Origin of the sequence: Pseudoalteromonas sp. CO342X, assembly GCF_004208915.1 — a bacterium.
Taxonomy (GTDB): Bacteria; Pseudomonadota; Gammaproteobacteria; order Enterobacterales; family Alteromonadaceae; genus Pseudoalteromonas; species Pseudoalteromonas maricaloris.
Genome location: NZ_SGPH01000039.1, coordinates 23826 through 42944, shown reverse-complemented (window position 1 = coordinate 42944; position 19119 = coordinate 23826). Strand labels below are relative to the sequence as shown.

The 19119-nt window shown below is 42.2% G+C and carries 14 protein-coding genes; all 14 read left to right on the top strand.

Going from position 1 to position 19119, the window contains the following annotated elements; all coding sequences use genetic code 11:
- The first annotated feature begins 286 nt into the window (after nt 1-286).
- Nucleotides 287-1237, top strand: a complete 951-nt coding sequence (locus EXT47_RS18365; protein ID WP_010377916.1) for an SPFH domain-containing protein — start codon at nt 287-289, stop codon at nt 1235-1237.
- Between the two features lie 5 nt (nt 1238-1242).
- Entirely contained in the window at nt 1243-1695 is a 453-nt protein-coding gene (locus EXT47_RS18360) for an NfeD family protein (RefSeq protein WP_017218224.1), read from the top strand.
- Between the two features lie 226 nt (nt 1696-1921).
- Nucleotides 1922-2608 carry an ABC transporter ATP-binding protein gene (locus EXT47_RS18355; protein WP_039491805.1) on the top strand — a complete coding sequence of 229 codons (687 nt, stop codon included), beginning with the start codon at nt 1922-1924 and terminating at the stop codon, nt 2606-2608.
- Nucleotides 2590-3540: an HlyD family secretion protein gene (locus tag EXT47_RS18350; protein WP_130127253.1), complete on the top strand. Its 951-nt coding sequence runs from the start codon at nt 2590-2592 to the stop codon at nt 3538-3540. Before EXT47_RS18355 ends, EXT47_RS18350 begins: the two co-directional genes overlap by 19 nt.
- A complete protein-coding gene (locus EXT47_RS18345; protein ID WP_130127252.1) occupies nt 3530-4684 on the top strand; it encodes an efflux RND transporter periplasmic adaptor subunit in 1155 nt (384 codons plus the stop codon). The genes EXT47_RS18350 and EXT47_RS18345 overlap by 11 nt, the downstream gene beginning before the upstream one ends.
- Nucleotides 4681-5871 carry an efflux RND transporter periplasmic adaptor subunit gene (locus EXT47_RS18340; protein WP_130127251.1) on the top strand — a complete coding sequence of 397 codons (1191 nt, stop codon included), beginning with the start codon at nt 4681-4683 and terminating at the stop codon, nt 5869-5871. The genes EXT47_RS18345 and EXT47_RS18340 overlap by 4 nt, the downstream gene beginning before the upstream one ends.
- Nucleotides 5871-7106 carry an ABC transporter permease gene (locus tag EXT47_RS18335; protein ID WP_130127250.1) on the top strand — a complete coding sequence of 412 codons (1236 nt, stop codon included), beginning with the start codon at nt 5871-5873 and terminating at the stop codon, nt 7104-7106. Before EXT47_RS18340 ends, EXT47_RS18335 begins: the two co-directional genes overlap by 1 nt.
- A gap of 305 nt (nt 7107-7411) precedes the next feature.
- The gene (locus EXT47_RS18330; RefSeq protein WP_039491811.1) at nt 7412-7948 is read left to right on the top strand and encodes a hypothetical protein; all 537 of its coding nucleotides are present in this window, start codon (nt 7412-7414) and stop codon (nt 7946-7948) included.
- Nucleotides 7949-8455: 507 nt separating this feature from the next.
- A complete protein-coding gene (locus EXT47_RS18320) occupies nt 8456-12133 on the top strand; it encodes a PKD domain-containing protein (protein WP_130127249.1) in 3678 nt (1225 codons plus the stop codon).
- Nucleotides 12134-12143: 10 nt separating this feature from the next.
- Nucleotides 12144-14090 carry a Hint domain-containing protein gene (locus tag EXT47_RS18315; RefSeq protein WP_039491814.1) on the top strand — a complete coding sequence of 649 codons (1947 nt, stop codon included), beginning with the start codon at nt 12144-12146 and terminating at the stop codon, nt 14088-14090.
- 56 nt (nt 14091-14146) lie between these two features.
- Nucleotides 14147-15394, top strand: coding sequence for a hypothetical protein (locus EXT47_RS18310; RefSeq protein WP_039491816.1), 1248 nt, complete (start codon nt 14147-14149; stop codon nt 15392-15394).
- An 11-nt stretch (nt 15395-15405) separates the two neighbouring features.
- Nucleotides 15406-16245 carry a GEVED domain-containing protein gene (locus EXT47_RS18305; protein ID WP_130127248.1) on the top strand — a complete coding sequence of 280 codons (840 nt, stop codon included), beginning with the start codon at nt 15406-15408 and terminating at the stop codon, nt 16243-16245.
- A gap of 11 nt (nt 16246-16256) precedes the next feature.
- Nucleotides 16257-17765 carry a hypothetical protein gene (locus EXT47_RS18300; protein ID WP_045963290.1) on the top strand — a complete coding sequence of 503 codons (1509 nt, stop codon included), beginning with the start codon at nt 16257-16259 and terminating at the stop codon, nt 17763-17765.
- 122 nt (nt 17766-17887) lie between these two features.
- Nucleotides 17888-19024: a hypothetical protein gene (locus tag EXT47_RS18295; protein WP_045989281.1), complete on the top strand. Its 1137-nt coding sequence runs from the start codon at nt 17888-17890 to the stop codon at nt 19022-19024.
- The last annotated feature ends 95 nt before the right edge of the window (nt 19025-19119 follow it).

Here is a 19119-nt window from a genome sequence, read left to right as displayed (position 1 = left end):
TAAATCAATATATTTAATTACAAAGAAAGAGGTAATTACATCTCAAACCAAAAAAATGACAGCGATATCATTATGAAACAGAAGAATAATCGATATTTTTTAGTCACATCTAAATATAAATATGATTTATACACTTCTTTAAAAACCACATGCAAAACTGCCCAAAAAGTCCAGTCATCATAGACACACTGAGGGGGAAACAAACCAATAGCTATTCTCACGTTATTCATCTATATTGGGAACATGCATTTGATGCGAACAATTCTTATGTAGTAGGAGAGCTAACATGGATCCAGTCACACTTATTTTTGATTACCTTTTTACCATCCAAGCGTTTTTATTGATTTTCGTTATTGTGGTACTAAAAGGGAGTATCAAATTTGTCCCGCAGAACCGAGCGTGGATTATTGAACGTTTCGGTAAGTATCAATCCACTAAAGAAGCCGGCCTAAACTTTATTCTGCCATTTATCGACCGCGTAGCCTCCGATAGGAGCTTAAAGGAGCAAGCCGTTGATGTACCATCTCAATCAGCCATAACTAAAGACAATATTTCATTGATTGTTGATGGTGTACTTTATTTTAGAGTTTTAGATCCGTATAAGGCGACTTACGGTGTTGACGATTATATCTTCGCGGTAACTCAGCTCGCGCAAACCACCATGCGTAGCGAACTAGGTAAAATGGAGTTGGATAAAACCTTTGAAGAGCGAGATTTACTTAATACCAACATCGTCGCCGCCATCAACTCAGCTTCTGATCCTTGGGGTATTCAAGTACTGCGCTACGAGATTAAAGATATTGTGCCACCAAACTCAGTAATGGAAGCAATGGAAGCACAAATGAAGGCTGAGCGTGTGAAACGAGCTCAAATACTAGAGTCAGAGGGTGACCGTCAAGCCGCAATCAATGTCGCGGAAGGTAAGAAGCAAGCGCAGGTGCTTGCAGCTGAAGCCGAAAAGGCAGAGCAGATCCTAAGAGCTGAAGGTGAAGCAAAAGCGATTATTGCCGTTGCAGACGCACAAGCCGAAGCCCTTCGTAAAGTCGGTGAAGCCGCAAATACCGAAGAAGGTCAAAAAGCTATCCAGCTTGACTTAGCGACAAAAGCCATTGCAGCAAAAGAAGCAATAGCCAAAGAATCTTCTGTGGTATTGCTACCAGACAATGGCACAGATGCAAGTTCGCTTGTGGCACAAGGCATGTCTATTATTAATACATTAAATAAAAAGCAAGGGTAACACCTATGGCCTTTTTACTTGAGCATTTAGCACAAACCTTAGTAGTACTAGGAATTGCTTGCCTAATTGTTGAGGTTGCTGTGCTTGGTTTTGCGACCTTTGTACTGTTCTTTTTGGGTCTGTCGCTGGTGATCAGCGGTGGTCTAATGTACGCAGGCATGCTTGACCAAACTTGGCTGACTGCACTTTGGTTTAATGCGTTAGTCACTACATTATTGGCTGTGTTTTTATGGAAACCACTAAGACGCATGCAAGATGTCACTGACAACAAAGAAGTAACCAGTGATTTTGCTGAGCTTACCTTTACGCTAGAAAAGGACTTGAATGCGGATAGTCGTATTTTTCATACTTATTCTGGTATTGCGTGGCAACTAAAAAGTAAACAACCTATTACTGCAGGAACACAAGTCAAAGTGGTTAAAAAAGAGGTTGGCGCGTTTTGGGTAGAGCCTAATTAAGCAAATTGGTATAGCCTTGCGAACAAAGTGCCTAACAGCCAATTTTGTTAGGCACTTTCTGTAATCCGCAGTATTCAGAAACAACTTTTTACCTTATTCTCTTTTCGTCTAGTACCTACTCGGTTTACTCTATCCTACACAACAGTTACACTCAAATTTAGGTACAAGGCTAAACACCTCTGAACCATGAATAAAATATAATAAAAACAAGGGATTATAATCTACGATGATTCGGGTCGAAAACTTAAGCCGAGTATACGGAAGCGGAGAAACCCAAGTGCATGCACTAAAATCAGTTTCTCTAGAAGTAATGGAAGGTGAATTTGTCGCAGTAATGGGGTCTTCTGGCTCTGGAAAGTCTACCTTAATGAATATACTTGGCTGCTTAGATTCTCCAACTTCCGGCTCTTACTATCTTGCTAATCAAGAAATTCAGGCAGTGGAAGATGAAGCCTTATCACAAATTAGAAATCAAAAAATTGGCTTTATCTTTCAAACATTCCATCTACTTACTCGCCTAACCGCACTGGAAAATGTCATCTTACCGCTACGGTACACTGAGACTTCCCCATCAGAGGCAAAAAGTCGCGGACTTGCCATGCTAAAAAAAGTAGGTCTTGATAGCAGAGCACATCACAAACCCTTCGAAATGTCTGGCGGACAACGCCAACGTGTTGCCATTGCACGGGCACTCATTAATGAGCCAAAAGTCATTTTTGCCGATGAACCAACTGGCAACTTAGATAGTAAAACCTCGCATGAGATCATGGAATTACTATGTCAGCTACACCATCAAGGCCACACGATTGTAATGGTAACGCATGAAGACGATATTGCGGCATATGCCGAGCGTATCATCAGAATGAAAGATGGCGAGAAAGTGGAGGATAGCCAATGCGCAGCTATATCATAAGCATCGCCCTGCTCACCTCTTTGCAGGCTTTTGCCAAACCAATTATCGTTTCGGGTGTTATTAAAGCAGGTGAAACTCAGGTCTTTCACGCGCCGATGAGCGACTCTTGGAAGACTCAAATCCAGTGGATGCTGCCCGAAGGTGAAGTTGCTAATAAGGGTGACATCGTCGTCGTCTATGATTCAGGCTCTATCGCGACCTCAATCGACCAAGATAAAGTAGCGCTCGATGCTGCAAAAGATGAGTACAAAAGAATTGAGCAAGACGGCGCCCAAAAGGTACTAGAAGCTCAGTTTCAGCTGAAAAAAACCATTTTGCTCGTAGAAAGAGCCAAGATAGATGCTAGCGTGCCAAAGGCCAATATCAGCACCTACGACTACGAGCAATACCAGCTGACGTTAGAAAAAGCGATTATCGAAAATCATAAAGCCGAAATAAGTTTAAGCAAGGCTGAAACTGAAGCAAAAGCAAATACTCAGAAACAGCGACTGGAAATAAGACGGTTAGAAGCAAGTCTCACGCACAACCAAGAGCAGCTCGAGAAAATGAGTCTAACGGCCAGTAATAACGGCCCTATTCTGTATGCTGATCACCCTTGGAATGGCAACAAGTTGTTTGCTGGCGCAACTGTACAACCGGGTTGGAAAGTAGCAGAAATCCCTTCTACAGCGGGTCTGTATCTAGAAGCATGGATCCATGAGGTAGATGCTATTGGCATTAAAGAGGGTCAAACCGCCGATTTAAAATTTGACGCCTTTCGCTCCTCATCAACGCCAAGTACCCTCACTGAGCTATCAACACAACCTGAAAAGCGCCAAGACTGGGGCCAAGGCATGTATTACCGAGCTAAATTCACATTCAACACCGATTTGCCACTACTACCGGGCATGAGCGGAAGCATAACTTTGCCAGGAGAGAAAAATGAAAGTTAAGTTACTGGCAGCCATCATTCCACTCTATTTACTTGGCTGTAGTCCGGCCCCCAGCGATATACATATTGTTAAGACGCAGCCAATCACTATTACAATAGAAGCGAATGGTGAATTAGAATCAAAAAGCCGAGCGTTGATAGCCCCTCCTTCAATCAAGCGTATGTGGCAATACAAGATAAAGCAGTTAATGCCTGAAAATACCACGGTCCAAAAAGGCCAAATTGTTGTTTCTTTTGACGATCAGACCGTTAGAGATCGCTTGATGGAATACAATTCGAAGCTAAGCCAAGCGCAAAAAGAACTGGAAAATAAGCAAGCTCAAGTCGAGAAGCAAGAAGAAGAATACAAACTCGCACTCGCTGAAGCGCAAATGAACTTTGATAAGGCAAAACGACGCGCAGAGATCATAGATAACTCACGCTCAGACAACGATCGTAAAAAAGCGCAAATCGACTTCACCATTGCAACCAATGATTTAGAGCTTGCCCGCAGTAAACTCGCTTTTCACCTAGATAACAAAGAGCTGAGTATCCAAATGGCAAGAAGCAAGGTTGCACGAACGGATGCTGAAGTAAAAGAGCTAAAACGTGATATAGCGCGTTTACAAGTAAAAGCGCCAATGGATGGGTTAGTTGCATATCGAGCAAACTGGGAAGGTGAAAAGCCCAGTGTTGGCGAGTCCATGCAGTTTGGTCAACCTGTTGTTGAGCTATCAGTTATTGAGCAAATGCAAGTAAAAGCACAAATTAAAGAAGCCGATTTTGGACGGATTACATTGGGGCAAAAGGTCAAAGTTACCATAGACAGCGCCGACGGTTATGTTATCGGCGGAACACTCGTTGAAATAGGAAAAGCTTTTAGAGAAAAGTCGCATCAAGATAAAAGCCGCATTGTTGATGCTATTATTGAGCTGGACAAAGTCGATCCCGAAAAGCTGCGGCCAGGCTTGACCGCTCGTGTAGAAATAATGACAGCACAACTTGATAACGCCTTAACCGTGCCATTAAACGCGTTAAAACAAAGTGCGGGTAAAGTGTTTATAGACACAAATAGCGGAGAAAAAGAAGTCACCGTCTCTTATACCACACCGACACTTGCCGTGATTTCTTCTGGAATTAGCCAAGGCGCGGAGGTAAAGCTATGAAAAAAATATTACTCGCAGTCATTGTCCCACTTTGGTTACTTGGCTGCCAAGAAGCAACTGAACAGCCTGCGCAACTACTATATACCGTAGAATCGAAGCCATTTTCGATCACAGTGGAGGCAGAAGGCGAATTGGAAGCCGCAAGTGAAACCGTTATATCCGCGCCAACCTCGGCGAGAGGGGCTCAGACGCTCGCATGGATCATGCCTGAGTACACTCAGGTGAAAAAAGGCGATGTTATTGCACGCTTCGATGGTAGCCAATTAGAAAGACGAAAACGCTTTAGTGAATTCGACAAAGGCAAAGTCGCACAAGATATCACAGTCACCGATAGTGATTTAACCACGAGAAAGTCCCATTTGGATAGCGACAAGGTTATCGTAAGTGAAGAGAAACACTTTGCCGAGACCTTTTCAGTTGACGATGAACGGATCCGCTCAAAGCTCGACATTTTAGATCAAATGCAAAATGTTGAATATCTCAATGCAAAAGAGGCTTATTTTGGCTGGCAGACAGAGCAGTTTTCATCTTCAGCTCTTGGAGAAATGGAACTGTTAAAACTGCAATCAAAACAGCATGAAAGCAAAATTGCGATGTACAACGCAAACTTAGAAGGTCTTGAAGTCATCGCGCCACACGATGGCTTACTTACCCTCAGTGCCGATTGGCGTGGCGAAAAACCCAAATCAGGCCAAGCGCTATGGCCTGGGCAAAAGATCGGCGGGTTACCAGATATTTCATCCCTGCAAGCTAAGCTTTTCGTTCATGAAAAAGAAGCGCTTGGCCTTGCGATTGGCCAAAAGGTTGAGTTTACCCTGCTCTCCAATAGCGATGAGCGCTTTGATGGTAAAATCACAAAAGTATCACCTTACCCACAATCTATTCGTCGTGGAGATCCACAAAAATACTATGAGATCATTGCGAGCCTTGATGAGACTCCAGCCCATTTCAAGCCGGGCAACAAAGTACTCGCTACGGTATTTGTCCAAGAAAATAAACAAGCGTTACTCGTGCCTAAACATAGCGTGATCAATGATAACAACGCATTTTTTGTTCAAGTTAAAGACGGTAGCCAGTTTAAACGCGTAAAAGTGGAATTAGGCCAAAGCAACCTAAGCCATACTGAAGTATTGACAGGCTTGTCTCCCAAGCAACAAATTGCACTCGTCGCGAATAAGGAACTGTAATGAAATATTTAGATTTATTTACCGACGCCATTGTGCAATTAAAGCAACATAAGCTCAGAACACTATTGACCTTGCTCGGGATGATTTTTGGTGTGGGTGCCGTTATTGCTATGTTAAACATCGGTGAAGGTGCAGAACGCGAAGCGCTCAAAATGATCGATTCTATGGGGATCAATAATGTTATTGTCAGCGCCAAAGACATTGAAGAGAATGACCTAAAAGAACAACGAAAACACTCGCAAGGTCTTAATCTATTAGACGGCCAAGTGATTGTCGACGCCCTGCCATTTGTGACCGACTTTTCGGCTGAGCGACTGGTGGATACCTACCAGATATTTAGCGAATTCGGCAGCTTTGAAGGCGAAGCCGCGGGCGTAACAGCAAACTATTTTAGCCTTGCGCATTATGAACTCGCGGCGGGTCGCCCACTAAATACTGAAGATAGCAAGGAATATAGGCAGGTTGCGTTACTTGGTGCAAATACCGCAAAAACCCTATTTCCCCTCGGGAGCGCTGTTGGGCAACAGGTAAAAATTAACCATTTGTGGTTTGAGGTTGTTGGCATTTTGCAGGCACCACACCTAAACAAAAAGGAGTTTCAAGGTGTTGCTCTAGGAGGTGAACAAAGCCGTATTTTTGTTCCGCTAACAACCGCTATCCATCGCTTTAATAAAGGACTACTTGAGCCAGAGGTTACCGAACTAAAACTTGCCATCGACAAATCTCAGAGTCCAATTTTGGCATCTCAAGCTATCACTAACATTTTAACCAATCGCCATAGTGATATCGATGACTATAGGCTAACCATTCCCGCCGCTTTGCTTGCTCAGCAAAAACAAACACAGGCTATTTTTAATATGGTCATGTCTTGCGTTGCTGGTATATCACTCCTTGTTGGTGGTATTGGTATTATGAATATCATGCTCGCAACCGTACTTGAACGAACTAAAGAAATCGGCTTATTACGCGCAATAGGCGCCACTCGGAAAAATATTCAAGTCCAGTTTATTACAGAGAGCTTTACCATCTCGATATTAGGCGGACTACTCGGTGTGGTGTTTGGTATTTTACTTTCAGAGATAATTGCATTTTACTCAAATTGGGCGGTGTCTTGGTCTCTAAGTGCTATTTTCCTATCTTTTAGTATTTGTGCTTTAGTCGGTTTAACATTTGGGGTATATCCAGCCATTAAGGCTTCAAAGCTAGACCCAATCGAAGCGCTGCAAAGTGACTAACCAATAAAAGAGGCACTAACGCCTTCTTTGTATTTCAAATCTAATATACTTTTTCGCATGCTGTTCAATGACCAAAGTCATTAAATAGCATGCTTTTTGTTGGACTTTTTTTCGCCACAAGGTAAACTTTTATGCGATTTAAATCAAAAATAACTGGAAGCATTGTATGAGCAAAGAATGCTCGTATTGCTTTGTGTTAGTTTTACAGCTTAGTAAATCTTTGAATATGTTACTTACTAAGCGCTGAAGAAAGCAGCTAACATTAAGTAAAAATGCTGATGCGAATGGAACTTCAAGGACAAATAATGAAAAAAGTAACACTTATCGCACTTTCACTTATCTCTCTTACCGCATGTAAAAGTAATGATATCAATCGTGTAGTTAACGACGGTGTTGACGGTGCCATCAACGGTATTTTTGGCAGCTCAAGCACTGTGGTTTCGGCGACGGGTAGCGGCTCTAGTAACGATTATTCTGTCAACAAAGAAAAAGTGTGGCCTCATCAAGCGACCAAAACGGCTCGAGATTATGGCTCATTGGCATTTGTAAAAACGGCAAAAAATCCAGACGGTAAAACCAGACTTAAATTTAACGAATGCAAACACCCTCGGATCGGTAAAATTAAGTGCGAAGGCTATTTATACGAAATTTCACCCGAGGGCTGGTTAGTAAAAGGTGATTCAATTCACTTTGGTACACATTACTACACTGATATCGTTATCCCAGCTGGACAATACTATATAAAAATTGAAGGTGAAGATGTGGGTAAAGATGTTTACGCGACAGGAACTATTGAGATATCGCCCTTTGTTACTAACTACATTAATGTAACCGTTCAATAAAGATCACAAAAAGTACCTAGTGCTTATAAAACAGCTAGGTACTTTTTACCAGACCAATTTCCTCTTTAATTAAGCAACCCAAAACAACGCTTCTTATTCATTTTATTTCATCAATATTATGCAAAAGCTCCTAATAACGGAACAAATAGTAAATCTGCCAGCATTAAAATTTACCTTACATTACAAAATGATGACTACCTCTCCTAGCGTATTAGCTGTTCTTAGTTTTTTATAAGCTCTAAAAAAATTTAGATTTATTCAACAATAATAATTAGTTAGATAAAAATAACAAAAAATAAAACCTCCTCCTAAATTCCCAACGAAAACATAAGGTTATTATTTTGTTTATTTTTTGTTATTTATTTATTTGAAATTCTTTATTACCTTAGAGTTTGTGCTCAAAGTAATAGCACTAATAATCAGCCGCACTCATTCGCTCTTATATCTCATGTATTGAGTAGTTGCGTTTTAGTGGGAAGGAATCTTCAAAATAATTATGGAGTTAACATGCAAGGGTTAAAGTCTCTGTGCGTTTTAGCATCAGCGATAAGTATGTATTGTCACGGCGCTGAACGCGTCTCTTTATTCAATGACACGCAGAAAATTGCGCCAACTTTACAACAAAAACAATCCACATTTGGTGATGATTCTAATCAAAACTATCTACTAACGCTGAAAACATTTGCAGCGCAATACACAGGTCATACGCTTACATTTCATCAAAGCCAAGTAGGTCAAACGAAGCAAAGCCATACCATAACTCAAAAGTACCAGAATATTCCAATCTGGAATCATGACCTTGTTGTGCTGACAGACGAAAATGGCGCTGTTGAGCAAGTTTATGGTGATCTCATTATTAACGTCGCTAAAGATATACCCACGCTCGCTCCTGTTTCTGAAGCACAACTTAGCGCGACTTTAGACTCAGTCATTTCTCAGTTTACCAGTGAACGCCCTAGAATTTTTAGACGTTCATCAGCAGAAGAAGTAATTTATATAGATGCTCATGGCAAAGCCCGACACGCTGCCAAGCTTACTTTTTTCACCGATTTTAAGTCTGGTCCTTTTAAGCCACAAAGGATCCTTGCTTTTGTAGATTTAATAACAAACGAGCTTATCAGCCAATCAGATGTATTGCAGCGCGTTGTGTATGAAGGCGGAAGCGGACCATCTGGTAATGACAAGGTTTCACGCCCAGATTATCAACAAGAAGATTACGTTTCCTACCCACCAAAGACCTTTGTTGTCGCCATGGAAACTGATGCTCAGCAAACTAACTGCTTGTTTGATGCAAAAAACGTTGAGACCAGAAACTACAATCACGGTACCGCGCAAGTTAATATGCCTTATAGCTATAACTGCTCAGATTCAACTCGCAATGACTATAAAGAATATCACGGCGCTCGCTCTGCCTTAAATGATGCTCATCATCATGGACAAACAGCAAGCTTGATGTTCGAGGCTTATCTTGGACATAAACCCTACTTTAATAAAAAGATAATTCAAAATGTCCATTACGGTCTAAACATGGATCAGGCATTTTATGAAAACGGCGAGGTCTATTTTGGTGATGGTGACTACCTCTTCTATCCTATGGTTTCCTTGGATGTAGTTGCCCATGAAATCGCTCACGGTTTTACCGAAGAGTATGGCTCAAATACGCCAAAATCAATGCTGACAGGTCAAGCTCGTGCCATCAATGAAGCCTTTTCTGATATGGCGGGTGAAGCAGCTGAATTCTTCTACTCTGGCGCGAATGATTGGAAAAGTAATCACGAAACGTTCCGCCTTGATGATGCACTGCGTTATTTCAAAACTCCTACGCTAGATGGAAATTCGATTGATCATGTTGAGGACTATGACGACTCAGTCACTTCTCACCATGGCGCAGGCGTATTTAACAAAGCTTTTTATTACCTCACGACTGCAGATCTAGACAACGAAACCTCACCGTGGAATACAAAGTACGCCTTTATCTTGTTTGCTAACGCAAATAAAAACTGCTGGACCAGCAATAGTACTTATCTTACTGGTGCTGATTGTGTAATGAGACAAACTCACACGGTAACTGATCAGCTGACTCAAGATGGCGTTAAAAAGCAAGATGGTAGCAACTGGCAAGCTACTGATTTACAAAACCACGTACGTAAGGCATTTGCACAAGTCGGTATAGGTTTGAAGGTAGACCGTGGACTCGAAAGTGAACTTGGCTTTGATCGTCAATTCTTAGCTTTTGACTTTAAAAACTTAACTCGCCGTGACGGCCAGCAAGTTTCGGCTAGTAACAGCGAAGGCTGGCAATGGCAGTGGAATTTTGGTGATGGAAGTGCACAAAGTAGCGCCTTTGAGCCTACACACAACTATACTACTGCGGGCGAATACAATGTTGAACTGACCGCCATCGCCCCCTCTGGTCAGTCTGATACTTTTATGCTGCCTATTGAAGTTTTTGACGACTATTGCCCCGCGCAAGGCATCAATCATAGCAAGTACTACTTATCATCAGTTTCGTTGAACAGCTACAAGAACGATTCTACATCAAGCAATTATAGCGACTACTCACATGATGTAGTCGAAGTTAAGGATGGTAAAGCACTCAATGTAACGCTAACCGCAGCACCCCACCCAGATACTCAAGACAAGACAAAGAACTTTTATGTCTGGTTAGACAAAGATAATGATGGCTTATTTCATAAGACGGAAGAACTCGCACTTTTTGGCAGCAGTAAAACGCAATTGACTGGCGAGATCTCATTGAGTGGTGAGCTAAACCAAAGCTACCGCCTTCGAACTATGGTGTCATTTGGTCTAGTGAAATCCGCGTGTGGTGACATGTCTTGGGGTGAAGTTGAAGACTACACAGTAAAGCTCATTGAAAACACAGATCCTGTTGATTTAAGGATCAGCACAAACCAAGGTGTCAATCAGATTAGCTTTGAAAACAATACTGTCGATGCACGTGTTAAACGTTGGCATTGGAAATTTGGCGATGGCACAACCAGTAGTGAAAAGTCGCCTATTCACCAATATGCGCAATCTGGCAACTATGCGGTCGAGCTAAAAGCATATGACAGATTCAACAAGGTAATTGGAAGCTGGAACAAACAAGTTCAGTTCAACACCACTATCACGGCAAGATTCACACCTCGTAAATCCGGTAGTACTGTTTATGTAGATACAAATCAGAGTGTTATCCCTAAAGGTAGCACAATACAATGGCAATTTGGAGATGGTGTCACGTCCTCGGTAAGAGACACTCAGCACACCTATCAAGCCGATGGCGAGTACACGATCACACTCACAATTAATCATGCTGATGGCACACAATCTACCACTGAAACAGTGAAAATTGGTGAGACGAGCTTTACGCCTGATGTGAGCTACACGGTAAGCGAACAAGCAGACGGTACGTTTAAGGTCAGCTTCAGTAATACCACCACAAAACCTGATAATGCTTCAAGATACCCAGATGTAACATTGGAATGGAACTTTGGAGATGGCTCAACACTTACGCAAACTGGTGATTTTGGCCAAGACACCGAACACACCTATCAAGCCGCAGGTAACTTTAGCGCAAGCCTAACAATTAGTTACGACAAACCTATTTGGGATGATTGGGGAAGCCGAGTTACAGGTACCAAAAATATGCTGCTAGAGCTTAAATCAACACAACCTGTTGAATATTGCACGGCTGTAGGTCTGACCGATTATGAACACATCAGTAACGTGACTTTCAATCAAGATGGTCCATTTAGCAATGCACAGCAACCTGGTGTCGTTAATCCTAACAATCCAATCAAGCTCTATGCCACACAGAATAATACTTATCGTATTGAGGCAGGTTATGCAGGCAATGAAGCCTTCGCTGAAAACTACCACATCTGGATAGATTTAAACGGCGACGGTCAATTTGGCGATGGCGATTGGAGAAACAACAAATCAGAGTTGCTGGTCATGGATTTTGACCAAACTAACCAAGACTACGGTAAAGGCTATGTTGAGGGGGAATTTAGCATTCCAAGCAATAAGCTGTCACAACCTGTCACAACGACTCGAATGAGAATTTTGCAGTATTACGGATTTAGCAGAGTAAATAGTATCGATCCTTGCTCTGACTATAGCAGTGCCGCGACCTCGGGGAGCGGAGAAATTGAAGACTACCTTGTAGAAATCTATAAGAATTAAGGAAAATAAAATGAAAAAACTAAACAAAAAGGTGCTCATGCCGCTTGCAATCGCGTTAGCAGTCAGCAATGCGGTTGCTGCTAGCAACAGTGTTAATGAACAACCGACTACCACGGCGTCGAAACAGAAGTCTGGTCCTGCTGCAACCCAGGGTATCGCAGTAACTCAGCCAGACCAATTCGGGATCCGTAAACTCGATATGTCCAATCCGCAGCACTATCAATTGGCGAAGTCACGCTTAATAAAAGCAAACCGTATTGAGAGCGAGTTCCCACAGCTACACAAAACGCTAGATGTAGCAAAAGGACAGCACTTATCAGCCAAAATGAATATGACCACCTCTGAAGTGCCGCCAGTTAGTGAAACTGAAGTGGATATTATTAAAGAAGCACATTTCTTCTTGGATATGAACTTAGCTATTTCGTCTGATACAAACGAACCTTATCTCATTGTACGTGCAAAAAGCTCACGCTTTGGTGGTACAAAAGCGACCTACATCGACTTGTTGTTAGAAGATGCAAATGGTAATCAGCTTGCGCCTTTAGGTTCTACATTTAATGTATTAGATGGTAAAGACACACTTGCAACTTCGACTATTTCACTGAAGTCATTGAAAGCAAACTTTCCCAACCTAGATACCATTTACGCAAGTTCATACGTTGAACTAGAGCAAGAAGATGGCACTATCAGTACGACGATGAAGTACACTGAATACCCATTCTCATGGGAGCACTTTGAAGCGCTGTATGGCTCTGCTGCACCAGCAGCAAAAGGTGAGGCTTCTGCACTTAACGTAGGGATCAGCTCATCTTTGGATACACGTCCGAAATATAATGCAACTGCGCCAATCGATAAAAACAACGACGCGGTTATTAAAATCTGTTTAAACCGTAGTCACACTGACTGTGATTACGCTGCAGATCAATACCGTGAACCGAATGAAATTACCGATGTAAATATCCCATTCAACGGCGAGTTACGTGTTCCTCACGAGATCACTGAAATCTATCCAACTGTAGGCGATTTGCCAAACGGTATAGATGAACCAACGAATATCTATCTACAAGAAGGTATCTATGGCGGCGCGACAAAGCAAAGTTATAAAGGGCTCGAAAACGCGGTTAAGCAATTTTCCGATTACTTGGAGTTCGAAGTTGATACTGTAAACCAAGAGTCGATTATCCGTTGGAATATTCCACGTTCTGAGGGCCGTTTTGGTAATGCCAAACTGTTCTCAAACATCGCTGAAGCAAACTGGTATATGACCTTTGCTGTTAAAGGTTATCCGTACTTTAAGAAAGGACGTGGTGGTGCCGTTGCATTCCAAGTTTCATTAACGTCAGAAACATCAACGCGTTTTGGTAACTTCTATAGTGAAGTATTACCTATGATGAAGCTAGGTTACAGCTGTCTAGCTACAGGCACAATGATCACCATGGCCGATGGCAAACAGCTTGCCATTGAAGACATTGCAAAAGGCGATTTGGTATTAGGTGCACTTGCTTCGAATACCCAAGTTAAAGAACCAATGCAAGTTATTGATGTGTCGGTTGGGATTGAAGCTATCAAGATGTATCGCGTAAAAGGCGCAGATGGCTCTGATATCTTAACTACTGAGACTCACCCAATTTCGACGTCAAATAAAGGAATTATTTGGGCGAAAGAGCTTAAAGTTGGTGACCGTATCTTAACTGAGAATGGGTCGGTGCTGGTAACAAGCGTGACCAAAGAGAAGTATCGCGACAAGATTTATAACCTAAAACTTGCTCCAACAGCAGATTCTAAACTAGCTGAGTCACGTAACTTTGCCATGTTTGCCAATGGTATGGCGGTAGGCGATCTTGCTACACAAGATGAGTTCAACTACAAAGATCAGGACGTACGCATGTCAGAAGAAGAGATTCTCCAACGTCTTCCTGAAAAGTGGAAAACAGACTACATCAACAGCCTGAACTAATCGCTGCATCTGGCCTCTCCTATTGAGGGGCCATACTTCTCAGTAAGGAATTCAACATGAAATTTATACATTCTCCATTGGCACGTGCCATGGGGGTAGCGGGACTTTTTGCCTGCAGTTTTTCAGCTACTGCTGATCAAATTGCTAATCCAGAGTTCACTACTCAAGCAAATAACTCTGATTTAGACTCAGTGACACTCGGTACTGCTTACCATAGTGAAAAAGAAGGTTTTTATGCACTGCAAAGTGTGCTTGGTCGAGTTGATGAAACCTATGGCAATACCGAAATGGATTTTGTAGTCGGTGTAGATATGAGCTATAGCCAACTATCTAGCATGCTAGATGGTAATTTAGGCGCTGCACTTGATGTTCCAGTCATAAAAGTTGGCGTTGGCGCAAGCTATGCAAAACAAAACGCCGCAGATAACTACACCGGCACTTACACCCTATTCCTCTCCTTGAAACCGAAAAAACGGCTGCTAGTTGCAGATCCTCAAACAGGATTTAAGCCAACACAAGCGGCGCTTGATTTGGTCAATGCTAATCCTGGAGATAAATTCAATAATATTGGTAATGAGTTTGTATCAGCGATTGAGTATGGCTCTCAAGTTATGATCAATCTCAAGTTCCAATATAAAAATGACGAAGACAAAGTCAAATGGGGTGGTCAGCTTGGTGTTGACTGGGCGGGTAAAGTCAGTGTCAGTGGTAAACTGCAAAAAGTAGACGAAGATGTGAAGCGTAACATCAAAATTACAGTTTCTGCGCTACAACTTGGTGGTGATCCAACTGAACTATTGAAGGTGATCCCTAATCAGCTCGTCAACTGTACGATGGAAAACCCAACACCATGCTTTGATGTGTTTAAAAACAGCATCGATTACATCAAAACTAACTACGTCACTCAGTTTGATACCTTAGATAAATACAACGTTGGTCGAGTCTTAACACAAAGTTATACCGACTCAGGACCAAGCCTATCTCCCTTAGTACCTGATGATGTCTATCCAGCCAAAAGCATCTTGACTAAATTGGCATTAAAAAACATGAGTGATGATTGGGTACAGGCAATTCTCGACAATCGTCGTGCCGATAACCTACTCAATTACTACGCCAGTGAGCTGAATAACTCACATCGAACTGCATTAGAGACCATTCGCGATAATGCACTCTTTAACTCATTTATTCTGGCAGACGCCGTTGATTATTGTAAGCGTAATCCAATTGGTAATTACTGCCGCGATAGAGAGCTACAGACTCGTGGCCGCGTTCATCAGTATGACCGTAAATGGCTAGAATTATAAGGAATAAGACTATGTTAAAAGTCATGCTAACCAGCACATTAATTGCCTCATTCGCTGCGATAGTAGCACCATCAGCACAGGCAAATACGACTTTATTTGAATCTCGAGATGTACTCACGCCACAGCAAGCGTTAGGACGCTTTCAATGGTTGGAAAAGTGCTACCCAGGGTTATTGGTTGAAGTCTCTGATAATATCTTTGATCCCACAACTCCCATTCCAAATGATGAGAAAATAGCAAATCTTAAAAAAGTAATGCTATACAAAAATAGTACCCTCAGGACTGATGCAAAATATCTTACCTTTGGAGATGAAGACAATGCGAATCCAAAGAACTGGTTTGCGGGTAAATCACCTACAACTTCTTGTTTGCAGATCCCATCAGATTATCGCATAAGCGCGGTGATGGTTACACCTGCAATGCCGAACTATTGCACCACTAAGTCTCGTGAACGTGCCTATGAGTTTATCCAGTCAGTCAAGTTTTCTAATCTTGAAAATACCAGTAGCAACACCTTTTACAGTAACTATGTTGGTGATACTGCGAAAATATATGCCGATAGAAGCTACCAGTTAACGTTAACCCCAGGATTTAGTAGTGCAGAAACATACCCGGAAACTTGGCATGTGTTTATTGACTGGAACCAAGATGGTGATTTTAACGATACAAAAGAAACCTTATTTGCAGGTGTTTCAGAACAAGCCGTTCAGGTAGAAATTACACCGCCAACGGGCGCTAAAAAGGGCATGACGAAAATGCGGGTGACCATGGATTACTTGGGTGGCAGCAATGACGCATGTAAAGAAGTAGACTCCGGAGAGGTAGAAGATTACCTCCTTTACGTGAAGTAATAGGTGGCAACATGAACTTATACAAACAGACTATCGCGGCACTTATTGCCGGCACTACACCTTTCGCATTCGCAGATTCCAATTTTGTGAACGAAGCGGAATTAATGCAAAAAGCACAAAATGTGAATACCTTTCAAAGCGAAATCCCTGGATTAATGAATGATCACATCGTACTAGGTACGGCCTATAACAGCGACCAAAAACGCTTTTTGAATGTTCAAACTGTCGCAGGGGAAACAGTTGAGACTCTCGGTAATACCCGAGTGCAATTTGAACTAGTAAACAATGGCAGCTATGACGAAGTACTCCGTCAACTCAACGGTAATGTTGATGTTGATGTTGGTTTTCCGGTCATTCGTGTGAAAGCAGGCGGTCACTTAGCCAAAGAAATGTCCTCGACTGAGTTTTCTAATACTTATACTTTCCAAGCATCGTTAACACCGAAAAAGCGTGTACTTATGCCAGCGGATGCCAACATTGGTTACACCTTGACCCCGTCAGGTAATACGCTAGCGAATGAGTACCAAAGTAAACTCATGAGCATGGCAGGCGATGGATTTATCAGTGAGATTGAATACGGTGCACAGCTACTCATTAACATGAAAATTGAATACTTAAGTGAGCAGCACAAAAGTGAAATTGGCGGTTACTTAGGGGTAAGTTACGGTGCTGGTAATATTGGTATTAGCGTCGATGGTAAGCTTAATTATATCGACGAGGACCTAAAGAAAAGTGTGCGCATTACCGTCAGAGCCTTACAAAAAGGCGGTGATCCTAAACAGCTTCTCAGCATAATCCCTAACAATATTATCACTTGTTCGCTCGATAACTACGAGCCTTGCTTTACTTTATTTGAGCAAGCGGTGAACTATGCGAAGAACGACTTTGGTAATCAGTTTAATGCGCTATCTGATTACAACGTAGTGCGCTACAAGGCAACGCCTTACGAGATTAGCTCACAAGATGTACGTCGTTTAGATTCAGGTAATAAAGATATTCGCTTTGAAACCACTTACCGTACTTTGTGGCTTGAAGATCAATTCAAAAAGTCGGTGAATCATGAACACCGTGCGCGTGGTGTACTTGCGCAATACGCTAGCTGGATGACGGATGTACAACGTCAAAAAGCAGAAGGCGTACAAGAAGCCGCTTACAACAATGCTTGGATTTATGAGCAATATGCTCGAGTTTGTCGCGATAATCCTTATGGTACAGCTTGTACAGATGCGTGGAACGATTACCTAAATACCTGTAGTGGTAGTGGCGTCGGCTGCATACAAAACTACACGCTTGCCGATCTGAATATACCAGCTGATAACATGACGCAATACTTCAAATGTGAAAATGCCCGAGAAGCAACAGCAAACTTTGGTGTTGAAGAAAATCATGTATCACTTGGGTTTAGACAGTTGGGCTGGGCGCCTTCCTTTGTTGATGCAAATGACCCTGCTGCGGGCGTGATGGTTTGGCTACCATGTAAATCAGCCCTACCAACCTATGGAACCGCTTTTGAAAATTAGTGAGCAGTAAAAACGCTAAGACTCAATTAGTTCAATTGAGGCGTGGCAAGTAATAAACATTCGAACATTGAATTATTACTTGTTCGCCTCTCCCACAGTAAACCATCTACAGGAATTTATGTATGCACTTAAGAACCATATTAATAGTGCTCTGTGGCCTGTTAAGCTTTTATGCAAATGCACATACCTATTACTCTTTAAATACTGAGCATGAAAAACTCGGACAGGGATTTGAACAGGAATTAGGCATACCGCTTGAATCGTGCCTCGATGGTCAGTGGCAATTTCAGGGTGGTAGCATGGGCGACTTGGCTTATCGTGGCGATTTTGACTCCGACACCATGATCAATACCATTACAGGTAGTGTAAAGGCTGGTATCAACTTAGTTATTTTTGGTGGCTCAGCCAAGTTTTCCATGCGCAGGAAAGTAACCAAAAATAGAAATTCAGCTGCCTCAGCGGTCGAGTTAACCTATGAAAAAGGAAGTTATAACTTTGAAAATCGAACCACCAAACCCGCTTTTGTCGAGCTACTCAGTACAGATCCGACTCAGGTCAGAAACCGTTGTGGTGACAGCTTCATCCACAATATCAAACTTGGTTCTCGTATCTATGTTACCGCTAAGCTCCATTTTAAAGATCGCACAAAATACGAATGGTTTCAGACCAAAATCAAAGTGAAATTTCTTTTTTTCAGTAAAACTTTTACTAAAACCAAAGTATTTCAAGAGGCAACCAAAGATGCCGTCTATACGATTCAGGTGAATACCGATGGGGGGATGACGCCAGAACTCGCTAGACTCAGTAAAAATGGCACCATACACTGCAAAACCGATAATCTAACTCCCTGTATTACATACGCTGACAATTTATTTAGCTACTTACTAGACGGTGGAGAGTATGTCGACGACCTTAAAGACGAACATTTAAACGTTTTAAAGTACGAAGTCGAAAGCTATGAAGATTCTGGCCATTATGACCTCGCCTATGCTGGTCACACCGCACTATCTAACCGCTATATTGCACTGTCCGCCAGACTCAGAAGTTATCAAGATTTAGTTTATGACGAAATAGAAAGGTTGAGTGCATTTAAAGCTGTGTCTGAAGACCCGCTTGAAATCGAACAGCTTACAGCTCGTATTTCTGCCCGCAATACGCAGCGCATCGGACTCGAACAAGCTGGCGAATACTGTGCGACACTGCCCGGCACTACCCTTTGTGAAAATCGCATAGAATCCGCAATCGCAAACGTTGATTAGGCGAGCCAACTTCAGGAAAAGGAGCGCGCTAGCACACGCCCTTAACCCGTTGTCCTTACCACTCTATTCTCCAACCAATGAGGCTATATAGCCTC